This window comes from Micromonospora inyonensis, assembly GCF_900091415.1.
Taxonomy (GTDB): Bacteria; Actinomycetota; Actinomycetes; order Mycobacteriales; family Micromonosporaceae; genus Micromonospora; species Micromonospora inyonensis.
The window spans coordinates 1,493,049-1,509,499 of the sequence record NZ_FMHU01000002.1 but is presented as its reverse complement, the minus strand read 5'-3'; the positions used below and the strand labels follow the sequence as shown (position 1 = coordinate 1,509,499).

Here is a 16,451-nt window from a genome sequence, read left to right as displayed (position 1 = left end):
CGCTGTCGCCGCAGTGGTCTACGACGCGATCGAGTCCGCGCAACAGCAGATCCCCGCGCTCCTGGACGCCCGCCGCGCCGCGCCCCAACCGGCCGGCGGGGGGCCTGTTCGCCCGACACGCCAGCGACCAGAGAGGCGACGCCGGACGGGTTACCTGGACCTTCAAGACCACACCCGCGAACCGTCGCGTCCTCGACCAGCTCGTCGACGCGCACGGCGCGGTGTCCCGCAGCGAACTCGTGTCCACCGTGCTCGAACACGCCTACCCGCCCCGCCACCAACTGACCACGTCGACCACGTGCCCCGCAGGGTCGGGGCGGGTGCCGGAACCAACGGCGGCGGCCGACCCGGCACAGCACCCGACACGGCCTCGACGACGGCGACCAGGTCGCGCCGCACGCGCGGCAGAGCAGGCCGCGCGGTTCGGCACCGGATCGGGTGCGGCTGGATGTGCTCGTCGGAGGGCGGCAAGGCCGCCTTGCGCCCCCGCAAGGGAGCCTTGCCCCCGGCTTCGCGGCGGCGGGCACCCGGCACGGGACGGCAGGCGAGTCCTCCTGCCCATCCTCGCCACCATCTGGTTCACCGCAGGCCAGGCGGAGTAGCACGACAAACGCCTGGGACTGGATGGACATTCGGGGCTCCGCCTCGGGCATAGCCAGCGCCCTGACAGAGCAGCACCTCGTCGTCGGCAACTCCGACTGGTCCGGCAAAGCCCGTGACGCCTACGTCAGCAGCGTCACCAGCCACTCCACCGCCGCCGGCAAGATCAGCTCCATCGCGGCCAGCACCTCAGGCCACCTCCTCGCGTGCGCGGCAGCCGGAGCGGCCTTCTACGCCACCCTGGCCGTCGTCCTGGCGAAACTCATCGCCGCCACCATCGTCGCGATCGCGGCCCTTGGCTCCGCCGTCTTCTCCTGGGCCGGCGCCGCCCTCATCCTCGAAGAAGCCGGCGTCAACATCGCGATCATCGGTACCGCGCTGGTGACCCTGTCCGCCTTCCTCGCCGCACAGGCCACCAGCATGGTCAACCTCCACGGCGAAGCCGTCGACAAGACCGCCTTCCCCGCAGGCAAATGGCCATCACCCAACTCCTTCACCTACAACGACGCCACCGTCAAAGACGGAGACGCCGACTGGTCACTGGCCACGCCCTGAACGGCGCCCCAGAGGGGGTGCCCAGAGCGGTGCTGGTGGCCGTGGTGGCGCGGGAACGGGTGAGGGGCCCTTCCCACGCGGGAAGGGCCCCTCATCATCGTGTGCTGTGTGGGTCACTTGGTCCAGAGCTCGGCGACCAGGTCGGCGGCCTGCTTCTCCCACTGCGCGTAGTGGTCCGGGTAGGCCGACACCTGCACGGTCTGCGCGGCCTGGGTCAGCGGCATGTCCTTCCACCCGTCGACCTGCTTCAACCCGGTCAGGAACGCGGTGGTCGAGTACGCGGGGTCGGTGATCTGCTCGACCGTGCCCCACCCGCTCGACGGGCGCTGCTGGAACAGACCCTGCGAGTCGTGGTCGTTGCGGTCACCCAGGTGACCCAGGTTCTCCAGCTTCGACTCCTGCAGGCTCGTGGCGATCGCCACCACGGCAGCCCGCTCGTCCATGCCGTTCTTCTTGGTGGCCTCGATGATGGCCTTGGCGTTGGCCTTCTGCTCGTCGGTCAGCGGCACCGTCGACTGCCCGGCCGGCACACCGTTGGGCAGCAACTTGTCCATCGACACCTGCTGCTTGTCGGTGGCCACCTGCTGAGTCGCCGCCACCGGCTTGGTCTCGGTCACCGGGGTGTCGTGGCCCAGACCCAGGCCCGGGCCGGCGGCGATTCCGGCTGCGGCGGTCAGACCGGCGATGGACAGCACACCACGCTGAATCAGCTTGTTCATGATCAAAGCTCCATTCGGGGGTTGGCGCACGCACCCGGACACACCACCCACGCGGGCGGGGACGGGACAATGCGCTAAGCACCACGCGTACGGGCGCTCTGAGGAAGATCCGGGGGATAGTCACGCGCCGGAGAAGGGGGATCGGGGGATCCGCCAGGCCCGCGGTGCGGGCTGCTGCATCGGCGTCGACATGGTGTAACGACCGGCGGGCGGCCCCATTCCCGGGGCCGCCCGGCCACCCGCCCGCTCACCAGCGGAGGGCTACGGCCGCACCGGGGAGACAACCAACCCGCCCCCACCGCCATTCCCCGCCAGCAACCCCCGACCGCCACGCCACGTCACGTCACGCGGCCCGTGGTGGACCTAGACGACGCGGGGCGCAGAGGCCCCGCGTCAGCATCTCGGCGGCGTGGGGGACAGCGGCCCGTAGGCACCGGCCTTTCGGGATATCCGCTTCATTCCGCGTGTCCGGGCAGCTGTTCGGTGCACCGGTACCAGCCGCATGCGGATTGCCGGCTACGGCCCCGGCTGTCCGATACGACCACCCCTGGCGCGGCTGCCGCCCCGGGGAATCGGGCCGGGGACCGCCCGGTACGGCGAGCTGGCGCGCCAGGTGTCCATCGTCGACTGCGACGGGGCGGTGCGCGTGTCGAAGCCTTTGCCGGTTTAGGTGCCCGGCTGGGGGCTGTTGGCCGAGGGCGTGACCGTGGCAGGCACCGGGGCCGCGCGGACGGCGTCCGGAGAGACCGGGGTGGCACCTCTCCCGAGGCTGGCGGAGGCGAGGATCCGACGGACCGTCGATTCGGTGTCCGGCGTGTGTTCGGCTGTGACCAGCACGCCCGCGTCGCGGACCGCGACCTGGACGGACCCGTCACGGGACGGCAGGGCGTCCACGGTTGCCCTGCCGTTCGCCGTGACGGCGGTGTCCCCGGTGAGGCGAGGGGCGGTGACGGCGTCGAGCGGCTCGATGACCAGCCCCCCGTCCGCCCGACCAGGCCCGAAGGACATCAGGGCTCGTCGCCGGGTGGCCCAGGTAGACCGTGGGTCGGTCGAACCGGACGCATGCGTGGGGGTCGTCGGACAGGTCGACGACCCGCCAGTCCAGCGGGACCGTCACGCGGTAACCGTGGTAGCTGACGGTGCGCTCGTCCGGTGAGGCCGCCCAGGTCGGGGTGACCAACCCGGCCGAGCCGAGGAGGACCGCCGTGAGGCTGCCCGTGAGCCTTCGTATCCTCATCGAAGCCTCACTCGGGGGGAACGTGCCGAAGGGGAAGCTGTTCTGCAAGATTCCTACCACTCGCGGGCCGACATGGCCATAGATGCATTTTGATGAATTTGAGGTGTCGGGGCAGGTCGGTCAGGCCGGCAGTCCCAGGTAGGCACGTCAGGGTCGTCGAGCATGGCCGGCCCGGTCCCCGACTTCGCGACCCGGCCGGGTTCGACCACGAGGCCCCGGTCGGCGACCACGAGGGCCTGCACCGCGTTCCGCTCGACCAGCAGCACGCCCACCTGGTGCGTGGCCAGCGCGTGGAGCGCGGCGAAGACGTGGTGCCGCGTCCGCGGCGAGAGCCCCGGTGACGGTTCGTCGACGAGCACCACCTTCGGGTCGAGCATCGGCGCCACCGGAAAGGTCTGGCACGCCCGGTCGATCCCGGCCGCGACGGCAGCTCACCTCGACGCCGTCGACCCGGATCGACCCGCCGCGCGTGGCCACCCTGCCGCAGACGGTCCGCGCGCTCGGCGCGCACCAGACGGTTCGATCCAGAACCGCTGGTGGCGCGCAGGCCACGCGGCAGCCGGGACAACCGCGCCGACCTGGACATCCGGCAGGAAATCGTGGAGCGCGAGCCATCGAAGCCGCCGACAGACGACAGACACGAGTGCTCGCCAAACACCCCTCGATGTCTAAGCTGGTGGAGTTTCAACTCGGGCGCAGGAAGGCAGAGGTGGTTGCTGCGCAGGGTTGGCGAGCCAATACTATGAGTGACGCAAGTCGATGTAAAGGTGCAGATTCGCCCAAAGGGCGCCGAGAAGGGGTTCCGTCGGATGTTCAGTCGTGTCGCCATCGTCAACCGGGGCGAGGCCGCTATGCGGCTCATCCACGCCGTCCGGGATATCGCTGCGGAGACCGGGACACGGATCGAGACGGTCGCGTTGCACACCGACGTCGACCGTACGGCCACGTTCGTCCGCGAAGCGGACCTCTCCTACGACCTCGGTCCCGCGTCCGCGCGGCCGTACCTCAACCTGAAGGCGCTGGAGCGCGCGCTGGTGGAGACCGGGGCGGACGCCGCGTGGGTCGGCTGGGGCTTCGTCGCCGAGGATCCGGCGTTCGCGGAGCTGTGCGAGAAGATCGGCGTCACCTTCGTCGGCCCCAGCCCCGACGCCATGCGCAAGCTCGGCGACAAGATCGGCGCGAAGCTGATCGCCGAGGAGGTCGGCGTGCCGGTCGCGCCCTGGAGCCGTGGCGCGGTCGAGACCCTGGACGCCGCCGTGGCGGCGGCGAGCGAGATCGGCTACCCGCTGATGCTGAAGGCCACGGCGGGCGGCGGCGGGCGCGGCATCCGCGTCATCAACAACGAGGCCGAGCTGGCCGACGCCTACGAGCGCACCAGCCAGGAGGCCGCCCGGGCGTTCGGCAGCGGCGTCGTGTTCCTGGAGCGCCTGGTCACCGGCGCCCGGCACGTCGAGGTCCAGGTGATCGCCGACGGCGAGGGCACCGCGTGGGCGCTCGGCGTCCGCGACTGCTCGGTGCAGCGGCGCAACCAGAAGGTCATCGAGGAGTCGGCGTCGCCGGTGCTCAGCCCGGCGCAGGCGGCCGAGCTCAAGGCCTCGGCCGAGCGGCTGGCCGTCGCGGTCGGTTACCGCGGCGCGGCGACCGTCGAGTTCCTCTACCACCCCGGCGACCAGATGTTCGCGTTCCTCGAGGTCAACACGCGGCTACAGGTCGAGCACCCGATCACCGAGGCCACCACCGGCTTCGACCTGGTCAAGGCGCAGCTGCACGTGGCCTCGGGCGGGCGGCTCGAAGGCCAGCCGCCGGCGGAGCGCGGGCACGCGATCGAGGCCCGGCTGAACGCCGAGGACCCGGACCGTGACTTCGCCCCCTCCCCCGGTCGTATCGCACGGCTGGACCTGCCGGCCGGACCTGGCATCCGGGTGGACACCGGCGTCAGCGAGGGTGACACCATCCCCGCCGACTTCGACTCGATGATCGCGAAGATCATCGCCTACGGCCGCGACCGCGACGAGGCGCTCGGCCGGCTGCGCCGGGCGATGGCGCAGACCACGGTGATCATCGAGGGTGGCGCGACCAACAAGAGCTTCGTGCTCGACCTGCTCGACCAGCCCGAGGTGATCGACGCCAGCGCGGACACCGGCTGGATCGACCGCGTCCGTGGCGAGGGCCGGCTCGTCTCGCACCGGCACTCCGCCGTCGCGCTGGCGGCCGCCGCCATCGAGGCGTACGAGGAGGAGGAGCGCGCCGAGCGGGAGCGGCTGCTCTCGACGGCGTTCGGCGGACGCCCGCAGGTGCAGCACGAGAGTGGCCGACCGCTGGACCTCAAGCTGCGGGGCGTCGGCTACCGCGTCCGGGTCGCGCGGGTCGGCGCGCACCGGTTCCGCGTCGGCATCGAAGCGGGCGACGACGTCCGCACCGCCGACGTCGAACTGGACCGCTTCGACCGGCACAGCGGGCAGGTCGTCGTCAACGGCACCCGGTACCGCCTGCTCACCGGCACGCACGGGCCGATCCACCTGGTCGAGGTGGACGGCGTGACCCACCGGGTCAGTCGTGACGAGGGCGGCGTCGTCCGTTCGCCCTCGCCCGCGCTGGTCGTCGCCACGCCGCTGAAGGTCGGCGCGGAGGTCGAGGCGGGCGCACCGGTGCTGGTGCTGGAGAGCATGAAGATGGAGACGGTGCTGCGGGCCCCGTTCAAGGCGCGGCTGAAGGAATGCGTCGTCTCCGTGGGTAGCCAGGTGGAGGCCGGCGCGCCGCTGATCCGCCTGGAGCCGCTCGCCGACGCGGAGGCCGAGGACACCTCGACCACCCAGACCGTCGAGCTGGACCTGCCCGCCGCGCCCGGGACCCTCCCGGCGCGCAAGCGCACCACCCGTGGCCAGGAGGACCTGCGCAGCCTGCTGCTGGGCTTCGACGTCGACCCGCACGACGAACGCCGGGTGCTCGACGACTACCTCGCCGCCCGTCAGGCGGCCATCGCGGACGGCCACCGGCCGCTGGCCGAGGAACTCGAACTCGTCGACGTCTTCGCCGACCTGGCCGAGCTGAGCCGTAACCGGCCGACCGGCGAGGACGGCGGCGGCGATGGCCACGTGCACAGTGCCCGCGAGTACTTCCACACCTACCTCCAGTGCCTCGACGTCGAGCGAGCCGCGTTGCCGGAGGCGTTCCAGGCCAAGCTCGCCAAGGCGCTCGGGCACTACGGGGTCACCGAGTTGGAGCGCTGCCCCGAGCTAGAAGCCGCCGTCTTCCGGATCTTCCTCGCCCAGCAACGGGCGTCCATCGACGCCATGGTCGTCACGGCACTGCTGCGCGCCTGGCTGCGGGAGTCCCCGCCGGACGAGGCCCTGCGCGAGCCCGCCGGTCTCGTGCTGGAGCGGCTGGTGGCCGCGACGCAGGTCCGCTTCCCCGTGATCGCCGACCTCGCGCGCGGCGTGGTGTTCGCCTGGTTCGCCCAGCCGCTGCTGCGCCGCAACCGCGCCATCGTGTACGCCAACGTCCGCCGGCACCTGCGCCACCTGGACGCGCACCCGGACGCGCCGGACCGCGCCGAGCGCATCGCCGAGATGGTGCGCAGCACCGAACCGCTGGTGCGGCTGCTCGGCCAGCGGCTGGTCCGCGACGACCTCGACAACGCCGTCATGCTGGAGGTGCTGACCCGGCGGTACTACGGCAACAAGGGGCTCGGTGTCCGCACCAGCGAGGTCGCGGGCTGCACGTTCGTCATCGCCAAGCGGCCGGACTCGTGCGTGGTCTCCGCCGCGGTGAGCTTCGACGCGCTGGGCGATGCCTTGCGTGGGCTCGCGGAGCTGGCGAGCGGCGAGGGAGCCATCGACGCCGACATCTATCTCGCCTGGGAGAACCAGCCGGATGACTCCGACGCGATGGCGGCCGCCCTGCACGAGGTGGTCAGCGCGCACCCGTTGCCGGTCGAGGTCCGCAGGCTCACCGCCACCGTCGCGGGTCGCAGCGGCGCGGTGATGCACCACCACTTCACGTTCCGCCCGTCGACCACCGGGATGAGCGAGGAACGGCTGGTCCGCGGCCTGCACCCGTACATCGCGCAGCGGATGCAGATGGAGCGGCTGAGCAAGTTCGACCTCACCCGGCTGCCGTCGTCGGACGAGGAGGTCTACCTCTTCCAGTGCGTGGCGCGGGAGAACCCGTCGGACAACCGCCTGGTCGCGTTCGCCCAGGTGCGCGACCTGACCGCGCTGCGCGAGCACGACGGCCGGCTGATCGCGCTGCCGACGGCCGAGGACACCGTGGCCGCCTGTCTCGACTCGATCCGCCGGGAGCAGTCGCGGCGGCCCTCGACGAAGCGCGTCAACACCAACCGGATCGTGATCTACGTCTGGCCGCCGAGCGACCTCACCCGCACGGAGCTGGAGATGATCGCCGGCCGCGTGCTGCCGACCACCGCCGGTGCCGGGCTGGAGGAGATCCTGTTGATCGCCCGGCAACGCGACCCGGGGACCGGCGAGCTGACCAAGGTGGCCGTGCGCGTCTCCTTCGACGTCACCGGCGGCACCGAACTGACCGTCGGCGCGCCGTCGGACGAGCCGGTCGAACCGCTCGACAGCTACCGGCAGAAGGTGCTCCGGGCCAGCAGCCGCAACACGGTGTACCCGTACGAGCTGACCGGTCTGCTCGGCGACTTCGTCGAGCACGACCTCGACGAGCAGCACGCGCTGGTGCCGGTCGACCGGCCGAAGGGACGCAACACCGCGGCGGTCGTCGCGGGCGTCGTCACCACGCCGACCCGGCGGCACCCGCAGGGCGTCACCCGGGTCGTGCTGCTCGGCGACCCGACCAAGTCCCTGGGCGCGCTGTCGGAGCCGGAGTGCCGCCGCGTGATCGCCGCGCTGGACCTGGCCGAGCGGATGCGGGTGCCGCTGGAGTGGTACGCGCTGTCCGCCGGTGCCCGCATCTCCATGGAGTCCGGCACGGAGAACATGGACTGGGTGGCCGCGGCGCTCAAGCGGATCGTCGAGTTCACCCAGGACGGCGGCGAGATCAACATCGTGGTCGCGGGCATCACCGTCGGGGCGCAGCCGTACTGGAACGCCGAGGCGACGATGCTCATGCACACCAAGGGCGTCCTGGTGATGACGCCGGACTCGGCGATGGTGCTCACCGGCAAGCAGTCGCTCGACTTCTCCGGCGGCGTGTCGGCCGAGGACAACTTCGGCATCGGCGGATACGACCGGGTGATGGGCCCGAACGGTCAGGCGCAGTACTGGGCGCCGAACCTGGCCGCCGCGCGGGACGTGCTGATGCTGCACTACGACCACACGTACGTCGCACCCGGTGAGGACTCGCCGCGACGGGCGAGGACGACCGACCCCGTCGACCGCGACATCTCCACCTTCCCGCACGCCGTGGAGGGCAGCGACTTCACCACCGTCGGCGAGATCTTCTCGGCCGAGGCCAACCCGGACCGGAAGAAGCCGTTCGACATCCGGACCGTGATGCGGGCCCTCTCCGACCAGGACCACCCGGTGCTGGAACGGTGGGCGGGCATGGCCGACGCGGAGACCGCGGTGGTGCAGGACGTGCACCTCGGCGGCATGCCGGTGTGCCTGCTCGGCATCGAGTCGCGGTCGGTGCCGCGGCGGGGCTTCCCGCCCACCGACGGTCCCGACACGTACACCGCGGGCACGCTGTTCCCACGGTCGTCGAAGAAGGCCGCGCGGGCGATCAACACGGCCAGCGGCAACCGGCCGCTGGTGGTGCTGGCGAACCTGTCCGGCTTCGACGGTTCCCCGGAGTCGATGCGGAAGTTGCAGCTGGAGTACGGCGCCGAGATCGGCCGCGCGATCGTGAACTTCCGGGGCCCGATCGTGTTCTGCGTGATCTCGCGGTACCACGGCGGCGCGTTCGTGGTGTTCTCGAAGGCGCTGAACCCGAACATGACCGTGCTCGCGCTGGAGGGCTCGTTCGCCTCGGTGCTCGGCGGTGCCCCCGCCGCCGCCGTGGTGTTCTCCGGCGAGGTCAACGCCCGCACCGCGGCCGACAAGCGGGTGCGCGACCTGGAGGCCCGCGTCGCGACCGCCGCCGGCACCGACCGCGCCTCGTTGACCGCGGAACTCGACGAACTCCGCTCAGCGGTCCGCGCGGAGAAGCTCGGCGAGGTGGCCGCGGAGTTCGACCGCGTGCACAACATCCAGCGCGCGGTCGAGGTAGGTTCGGTCGACGCCGTCATCCGCGCCGCCGAACTCCGCCCGCGCATCATCGAGGCCATCGAGGCCCGCCTGAAGTAGGCCGGACGCTCAGGGCCCGCGTGGGCGGGCCCTGAGCGCTCCCGACAGCGCGCCACCGCCGGTGCCGCCCGCGCCGGCGCTTGCGCGGCTCTTCCCGGCGTCAGCCCGGTCGCGTCAGAGGTCGATGCCCTCGCTGCGCACGGACGAGTCCTTCAACGCGGCCTCGTCCGGTTCCACCCCGATCCCCGGCCCCGTCGGCACCTCGATCCACCCGTCCCGCATCACGACCGGTGGGGTGATGTCCCGGGCGAAGAAGCGGTCCGACGCGGACACGTCGCCGACCAGGGTGAAGTTCGGGAGGGCCGCCAGCGCCACGTTGGCCGCCCGACCGATGCCGGTCTCCACCATGCCGCCGACCCACACCGGCACACCGTGTGCGGCGCAGACGTCATGGATCCGGCGCGCCTGGAGATAGCCACCGACCCGGCCGGGCTTGATGTTGACGATGGCCGCGGCCCCCGACTCGATCGCCTCGACGGCCCGCACCGGAGAGGTGACCGACTCGTCCAGGCAGATCGGGGTGCGCAGCCGCCGGGCCAGAGCGGCATGCCCGCGCAGGTCGTCCTCGGCCAGCGGCTGTTCGATCATCAGCAGGTCGAAGGCGTCGAGCTTGGCGAGGTGGGCGGCGTCCGTCACGGTGTACGCCCCGTTCGCGTCCACCTGCACGGGCACCGCGTCGCCGATGTGCTCACGCACGGCGCGAACCGGCGCCACGTCCCACCCCGGCTGGATCTTCAGCTTGATCCGCTGGTATCCGGCGGCCACGTAACCGTCGACGGTGTCGAGCAACTCCGGGATCGACGTCATGATGCCGACGGAGACGCCGGCCGGAACCGCCGGCTGGACGGAGCCGAGGTACTCGGCCAGCGACATGTGGGCCTGCCGGAGCTGGGCGTCGAGGATGGCGATCTCCAGCGCCGCCTTCGCCATCGGGTGCCCCTTGACGGCGGCGAGGGCGTGTCCGACCGTTGCCGCGGAGACGGCCGGCAGGGCGCCGACCGCGGGGATCAGGAACCGGACCAGCGCGTCGGCAGCGCCGTCGACGTACTCGGCCGAGTAGTCCGGCTGTGGCATGGCGACGCACTCGCCCCACCCGACGGCGTCCGGCGTGATCGCCTTCACCAGGAGCGCCTCGCGCTCGTACTCCGTGCCGAACGACGTCCGGAACGGCGTCACCAGTGGCAGCCGCACCCAGTGCAGCTCGATCCGGGTGAGCTTCACGGCTCGTACGACGGGGTCGCGCCGGCCGGCAGGAGAACGTACTGATGGTTCCTGGTCATGCCCACCACCCGGTAGTCGTCGTCGAAGAGCGCGAGGAAGCGGTCCCGCACGGCGTACCGCTCGCTCTGTGCCCGCCTGCGGTCGGTCCGCCGCAGCAGTTCGATGTCCTCCGGCACGACGATCAGTTCGGCCCCGGGCACCACGCGGGCGTGCCGGCGCGCCGCCCCGGGCTCCCCCACCATGGCCTGCTCGACCCACTCGGCCCGGAGGTCCCACTCGACCAGCAGCCGGTCGGTGCGTTCGTTGGTGTTGACTCCGTCGTCGAGCCGCCCGTAGAAGTCCGGCCGGTAGTCGGTGACCGTCGCGCCGAGCTTGCAGAGGTTGAAGTACCCGTTTCGACAGACCAGCGGGTCGTACGTCCACGAGATGGTGTCGAGGCCGCGGTCCAGCGCCCACCGGCGTTGATGCCGTTTGAGCGCGAGCCCGGTGCCCCGGTTACGTTCCGGCTGGTACACCCCGGTGATGTAGGAGTGCAGGTGGTCGGGTCGCCCGGCCCGCGCGCCGAACATCCCGACCGTGCAGCCGACCAGACGGCCGTGCTGGTACGCCCCCACCACGTAGTTGCCCGAGTGGCACAGGGTCCGGAGCAGGCCGACGGTGATCAGCTCGCTGCGCTCGGCGTCGGTCCGGGCTCCCCAGACCGTCCACAGCAGGTCGGCGGCGGCCTCGATCTGTTCCGCGGTGTGCAGCGCCGTGATCGTGGGTCCGGCCTCCGACGCCATGGTGTCCGAACTGTCCGGCGGGCCGGTCGCGTCGGCATTCGTGCCGACTGCGGCTCGCCGCTCAGCCACGGCGCCCTCGGTCTGTACCACCGCTACCTACCGTTCTCATGCGCGAGAACGCGACACGCAATCCGTGCTCACCCTGGAAACATAACCACAAGTTAACGCTACGTGTGCATTCAGCGCAAATCCGAGATAACCTGACGTTATTGTCGCCCTGGGCAGCACGAATCCGAGTGGACCTAACGTTACCCAGAACGGCGTACAAAGTAACGTACGCGGGGGCGGAGATGCCGTCGGCCCGGCTGCGATCCACTAACGAAACAGCGGAGCGGCTTCCGCCGGCCGGTGCGCCAGCGCGGCGGCCATCGCGATCTGGTCCCGGATCCGCCGTACGGACGCCTCCCACTGCCGGGAGAGCCCGGGCCGACCGTCCAGCCCCTCCCACACCGACAGCGCGAACCCACCCAGGCGGGCCGCCGGCATCCACAGGTGCAGCAGGTGGTCGACGGCGGGCCGCAGCCGGTGGATGATCTGGACAGGCTCGTCGACCCCGATCCGGCTCTGCTCGATGATGGACACCAGCGCGGTCAGCAGCCAGTCGTGCAGGGCCAGATCCTCACACAGTTCGACGATGTCGGCCACCGGCACCTGACCCAGCAACAGCCGCACGGTCCGCAGGCCGTCCTCGTGGACGGTGAACCGCACCCGGACCCCCTCGATGTCGGAGTCGGTCAGCGCGGCCCAGCGGAGCACGGTGCGGCGCGCCCGGACCGGTGGGCGCCGGTCCAGCAACGACGATCCCTGGACCTCGGCGATCAGGCGGTTGCACACCGCGCCCATGCCCATGGTGGACGAGGACCGGTCCGCGCCGAGGTGGGCGGCGGCCGTCCCGGGCAGGTCGGTCCGGCCGAGCGTCTCCACCACGCCCGGTCGCGCCAGGTAGTGCGACCACGCCCGTCGGTGGCCGCCGCCGATCGGCTCGACCCGCACCACCGCGGAGCCCTGCAACACCCGCCCGCCGGTGAGACAGACCCGGCCCATGAGCGTGCCCACGCCACGCACCCGGGCCCCCGAACGGGCGGCGATCCGGCAGTCCACCCCGGTGAGGACGTGCGGGCTGACCGCGTGGGAGATGGGGCGCTCGGAGACGCGGACCCGCTCGCCGGCCAGCAGCGCCAGCACGCCTTCCGCCAACTCCCGGGGCACGCTGCCGGAATGCCGCAGGGCGGCGGTCTGCACCTCACCCAGGACCAGCACCACGCACCGGTCCGGTGTCCACGAACAGGTGTTCGATCCGGTCGACCACGGCGGGCGGCAGGACGATCCCCTCGTCGGCGCCGCGCGCGGCGACCTGGCCGAGCACGGTGGGATCCACCGCCACCTGCTGGAGTATCGTCCGGACCGCGTTCTCGACCGGCAGGAACAGGGGTGCGCAGATGGTCATGGTCCGGTAGGCGCTGAACGGCGCGGCCCGCTGGTTGAGCTGCAGCACCGGGGGCAGCCGGCGCCAGTCGTCCGGCAGCTCCTCCGGCACCGGTCTCGGCACCGCGACGCGACGCCCCTGGTCCCGCAGGACGCCCAGCCGCAGCAACTGCCAGACCGCGGCCAGCATCGCGCAGGACCACTGACGGCCCCGGTCGCCGTCCCGCCACAGCTCGATGTCGGCGAAGACGGAGTGGTTGACGGCGGCGTTCTCGGCGGGCGGCAGCCACGCGGCCGGGCGCTTCATCGCCTCGTGGCGATCCGTGGCCGGTGACCGCTGCCCGTTGCACAGCCACCCGGTCTGGCGCACGGGCGGGCGGGCCCCGGTGGTGTCCGGCGGCGGGTCCTCGACGATCCGCGCCTCGACCAGTTCGGCCAGCGACAGGCCGGTCGGGCCGGTCTCCGCGGGCTCCGCCGGGTCGGGGTCGACGGGCTCCGCCGGGTCGGCGCAACCGGACTCCCGGGCGAGGTAGTCGATTTCCAGACCTCCGTTCCGGGCCGCCCGGATCAGTTTCGGAAGCAGCAAGCGGGGCGATTCCGGCTGGCCGAAGTAGTCGTCGATCAGGACGCAGGTGCTGATCCGCGCATTCCTTCCCCGGACCGCGTCGTGGCAGGCCGCCCGGGCGGTCGCGGACCATCTCGCGATCCCGCGGAAGTGCTCGACGAAGAAGTCGTCGTCCTCGCTGAGGTCCGGGGAGTAGAAGTGACCGAGTTCGACCGACAGGTGCGCCAGCGGGACGGACTCCACCCGCGCGTCGGCGGTCGACTCGAAGAACTCGGCGTCCGCTCTCATGTGGTCGCCCACATCTCGTCGTCCACGAGGTTCCGGGCGAGTTCGTCGAACGCGGCCACGGTCGACAGGTTGGCGATGTCCCGGGCGACGACGTCGTTGTCCGAGAGCAGCTGCTCGCGCCACTGCAACACCGGGTCGAGCGGCACCGAGCCGAGCAGCGCCAGCCGCCCGACCCGGTGCCGGGCGGCGAGCCGCCGCAGGTCCTGGTCGCAGTCGCGCAGCCAGGCGACCTGCGCGGGCCGCAGGCCGCGCAGCTCGGCCGAGTCGGGGTCGACCACCGCCGTACGGACGAACCGGATCGACGCGGCCAGCCGGTCCCGGTCGTGGCCGGCCCGCTCGCCGACGTCGAGGATGCCGTCCCGGCCGTAGACGAGGCCGGCGGCGGCCGGGATGTGCTGCCGGGTCCAGCGGTGGAAGACCAGCCAACGGGCGACCACTCCGTGCAGGGCCGGGTCCGCCGTCGCCTCCAGCACCAGCTGGGTCGCGTACGACCGTCCGGCGCTCAGGTCGACCAGGCACATGTCGAACTCCTCGTCGAGCGCGAGGAGCAGCCGGACGCACCGGCGCAGGGCCTCCTTGTCCGGGCGGAACTCGCCGCCGTCCTGGTCGCCGGGGAAGAGCATGAGCTGGCCGGAGCCGGGCGGGCGATGACGCAGGCTGGCCCGGGCCGACCGGTTCCAGACGTCGATACGCCGGGGTTCCTCGACCGCCGCCTGCGGATCCTGCTCCATCAGGTACGAGTGCAGTCCACCGCCCTCCCGCACCCCCCGCGCGGCGTCGACGATCTGGAAGATGGACCCGGCCGTGGGCGACCCGAAGTCGAAGTCCAGGTAGCAGACCTCGGCACCGGCGAGCGCACGTCGGTACACGACGTTGCAGCTCGTGACCGACCTCCCGGTGCCGCCCTTGTCGGACGCCGCGAAGACCAGCACGCTAGTCTCCAGTCTCGGATTCCCGGGCCGCGGCGAGCTTGTCCAGCTCGCGTAGGACGTCCAGGATCAGGGAGGCGGCCGTGCCGGGCCGGGTCGGCAGCAACCGGCGGGCCCGCCGGAGACCGATCGCCTGTCGGCTCAGGCTGTCCCGCAGAGCCGGGCCGCCCTCTCCCGAACCGCGCAGCTGCTCCTCGTCGAACACGTCCTCGGCCTCGACCAGCAGCTCGGAGGCGACGTCCGACAGCATCATGCCGGGTGGTGGCTCGCCCCGGATCAGGTCCGCCGCGGTGCCCATGCACTGCACCACCCGGGTGGTGTGGTACCAGCTGGGCGAGCCACGGCGGGGCAGCGTCGGGTACACGTTCGCCGCCTCGTCCCACAGACCGGTCCCTCGGCCGTCGCGCAACCGACGCTGTTCCAGGTGTCGCCAGGCCTCGTCGGCCAGGCGCAGCAACCGGGCCCGCAGGCGATGGTCGTTGACCTGGGCCGCGAGGGCCAGCGCCCGACTGAGCAGCAGGGTGCCCAGCTCGCCCAGCCGCCAGCCGAGTGGGGGCGCGTCCGGCCCGGCCAGCTCGCTGCCGTTCAACGCGACCCAGGTGCCGGGGTGGTGCAGCTTCAGCGCGGGGTCACCGGCGAGTGGCCGGCGTCTGATCCGGCCCCGGTCGGCCAGGTCCTCGAGGACCCGGGCGATCCGGGCCAGGTCGGAGTCGGGGGCGCCCCGGTCGACGAGGGCACGCCGGACGAGCGAGACGACCAGGAGGCTGTAGTAGTCGCTCTCCTCCTCGTCCGTCGTCCGCCACGGCATGTCCTCGACGGGCCACCGGTCCTCGCCGAAGGTGGCGATCGTGGACCAGTACCGCTGGGCCAGGTCCCACTGGAGGTTGAGGGTCCGGGCGAGCGACTGCTGCTCCTCGTCGAGCAGGCCCTTGAGCCGGGTCTCCCGGGAGAAGAGGTCCCGGATGCCGTCCACCGCCACCACGGTGAAGTAGAGGTACGGGGCCGACTCGGCGAGCCCGGGCTGGGCGTACACGGTCGTCGCCGTCTTGACCGGCTCGGCGTCCCGGACGATCCCCCACGACCAGCCACACTCGAACAGCAGGTCGCGGTTCTCCAGCAGGGCGTCCACCTCGTCGACGGACGAACCCAGCTCGCGGAGGCCGGCCATGACGTCGCCCAGCGAGTCCCGGAGCCGGGCGACCAGTTCGGCGGAGTAGCCCTCCTCCGGGTTGACCGTCTCGCACAGCGCCCGCCCCTCGCGACTGTCCCCCGGGAAGACGCTGAGCGCGAAACTCCGCTGGAGTCCGGCCATCGCCGCCGTGAGGCGCTTCTGCGCGGCGGCCTCCACCCGGTCGATTTCCTCCCGGTGGGAGGGACGCTGGACCTGCCGGCGGTACCCGCGCACGAACGCGATCGCGGCCGTGGTGAGCACGACCGATGTGGAGTACGAGTCGACCACCTCGAGCGTCCGCTGCTCGGCGGTGGGCTCCCGGTCGTCGTCGGGCGCGGTGGTGAGGTAGCCGCCGCCGGAGAACTCCGGCAGCCCGGTCTCCGGGTCGGTGTAGTCGTGCAGGTACTCCCCGATGAGCCGGACGACCCGCTGCGGGATCTCCACGGCGCTACCGAAAGAGGCGAGCGCGGCGCAGACGTCGGGCTTGGTCTCGTCCGGCCGGTCGTAGCGGATGTCCGGCAGTTTCGTCGGTGGGAGCAGGAGACAGAGCAGCAGCTCGGCGTCGCTGATGGAGTTGCGCCCGGCCCGGTCACCCCAGGAGAAGCTCTGCCCCGAGCCGCACCACCTGGATATTGCCTTCCATACCGACAGCAATTCCTGGCGCGGCTGGAGTCTCATTGATCGGCAACCACC

Annotated in this window: 11 protein-coding genes; 2 read left to right on the top strand and 9 right to left on the bottom strand. The window is 71.8% G+C overall.

Features of this window, described 5'->3' with window-relative positions; all coding sequences use genetic code 11:
- Window positions 1-624: 624 nt before the first annotated feature.
- Window positions 625-1,155 (top strand): hypothetical protein, encoded by a 531-nt coding sequence (locus tag GA0074694_RS21255; RefSeq protein WP_245714829.1) that lies wholly within the window; start codon window positions 625-627, stop codon window positions 1,153-1,155.
- Window positions 1,156-1,268: 113 nt separating this feature from the next.
- Here the strand turns inward: GA0074694_RS21255 and GA0074694_RS21250 are convergent, their stop codons facing one another.
- The 3 genes from GA0074694_RS21250 to GA0074694_RS21240 all read right to left on the bottom strand — a co-directional run bounded on the left by GA0074694_RS21250 (window position 1,269) and on the right by GA0074694_RS21240 (window position 3,488).
- Window positions 1,269-1,874, bottom strand: a complete 606-nt coding sequence (locus tag GA0074694_RS21250; RefSeq protein WP_091461137.1) for a hypothetical protein — start codon at window positions 1,872-1,874, stop codon at window positions 1,269-1,271.
- A 666-nt stretch (window positions 1,875-2,540) separates the two neighbouring features.
- Window positions 2,541-2,882: a hypothetical protein gene (locus GA0074694_RS31885; RefSeq protein WP_176738052.1), complete on the bottom strand. Its 342-nt coding sequence runs from the start codon at window positions 2,880-2,882 to the stop codon at window positions 2,541-2,543.
- Window positions 2,883-3,164: 282 nt separating this feature from the next.
- Window positions 3,165-3,488: an ATP-binding cassette domain-containing protein gene (locus GA0074694_RS21240; RefSeq protein ID WP_141714230.1), complete on the bottom strand. Its 324-nt coding sequence runs from the start codon at window positions 3,486-3,488 to the stop codon at window positions 3,165-3,167.
- A 432-nt stretch (window positions 3,489-3,920) separates the two neighbouring features.
- On the opposite strand from GA0074694_RS21240, the gene GA0074694_RS21235 reads away from it, so the two are divergent.
- Entirely contained in the window at window positions 3,921-9,377 is a 5,457-nt protein-coding gene (locus GA0074694_RS21235; protein WP_091461132.1) for an ATP-binding protein, read from the top strand.
- Between the two features lie 114 nt (window positions 9,378-9,491).
- Here the strand turns inward: GA0074694_RS21235 and menC are convergent, their stop codons facing one another.
- The 6 genes from menC to GA0074694_RS21205 all read right to left on the bottom strand — a co-directional run bounded on the left by menC (window position 9,492) and on the right by GA0074694_RS21205 (window position 16,436).
- The gene (gene menC / locus GA0074694_RS21230) at window positions 9,492-10,598 is read right to left on the bottom strand and encodes an o-succinylbenzoate synthase (protein ID WP_091461129.1); all 1,107 of its coding nucleotides are present in this window, start codon (window positions 10,596-10,598) and stop codon (window positions 9,492-9,494) included.
- Window positions 10,595-11,449, bottom strand: coding sequence for a GNAT family N-acetyltransferase (locus tag GA0074694_RS21225; RefSeq protein ID WP_141714229.1), 855 nt, complete (start codon window positions 11,447-11,449; stop codon window positions 10,595-10,597). Before GA0074694_RS21225 ends, menC begins: the two co-directional genes overlap by 4 nt.
- Window positions 11,450-11,695: 246 nt before the next feature.
- Window positions 11,696-12,643: an SCO2521 family protein gene (locus GA0074694_RS21220; protein WP_091461123.1), complete on the bottom strand. Its 948-nt coding sequence runs from the start codon at window positions 12,641-12,643 to the stop codon at window positions 11,696-11,698.
- Entirely contained in the window at window positions 12,624-13,658 is a 1,035-nt protein-coding gene (locus GA0074694_RS21215; protein WP_091463537.1) for an SCO2522 family protein, read from the bottom strand. Before GA0074694_RS21215 ends, GA0074694_RS21220 begins: the two co-directional genes overlap by 20 nt.
- The gene (locus tag GA0074694_RS21210) at window positions 13,655-14,590 is read right to left on the bottom strand and encodes an SCO2523 family variant P-loop protein (protein ID WP_091461120.1); all 936 of its coding nucleotides are present in this window, start codon (window positions 14,588-14,590) and stop codon (window positions 13,655-13,657) included. The genes GA0074694_RS21215 and GA0074694_RS21210 overlap by 4 nt, the downstream gene beginning before the upstream one ends.
- Before the next feature lies 1 nt (window position 14,591).
- Entirely contained in the window at window positions 14,592-16,436 is a 1,845-nt protein-coding gene (locus GA0074694_RS21205) for an SCO2524 family protein (protein ID WP_141714228.1), read from the bottom strand.
- Between the last annotated feature and the right edge of the window lie 15 nt (window positions 16,437-16,451).

Excerpts from the sequence above, each read along its gene's own strand:
- GA0074694_RS21255 (WP_245714829.1), top strand. The coding sequence starts at position 625 with ATGGACATTCGGGGCTCCGCCTCGGGCATAGCCAGCGCCCTGACAGAG.
- GA0074694_RS21250 (WP_091461137.1), bottom strand. The coding sequence starts at position 1,874 with ATGAACAAGCTGATTCAGCGTGGTGTGCTGTCCATCGCCGGTCTGACC.
- GA0074694_RS31885 (WP_176738052.1), bottom strand. The coding sequence starts at position 2,882 with ATGTCCTTCGGGCCTGGTCGGGCGGACGGGGGGCTGGTCATCGAGCCG.
- GA0074694_RS21240 (WP_141714230.1), bottom strand. The coding sequence starts at position 3,488 with ATGCTCGACCCGAAGGTGGTGCTCGTCGACGAACCGTCACCGGGGCTC.
- GA0074694_RS21235 (WP_091461132.1), top strand. The coding sequence starts at position 3,921 with ATGTTCAGTCGTGTCGCCATCGTCAACCGGGGCGAGGCCGCTATGCGG.
- GA0074694_RS21215 (WP_091463537.1), bottom strand. The coding sequence starts at position 13,658 with ATGAGAGCGGACGCCGAGTTCTTCGAGTCGACCGCCGACGCGCGGGTG.
- GA0074694_RS21205 (WP_141714228.1), bottom strand. The coding sequence starts at position 16,436 with ATGAGACTCCAGCCGCGCCAGGAATTGCTGTCGGTATGGAAGGCAATA.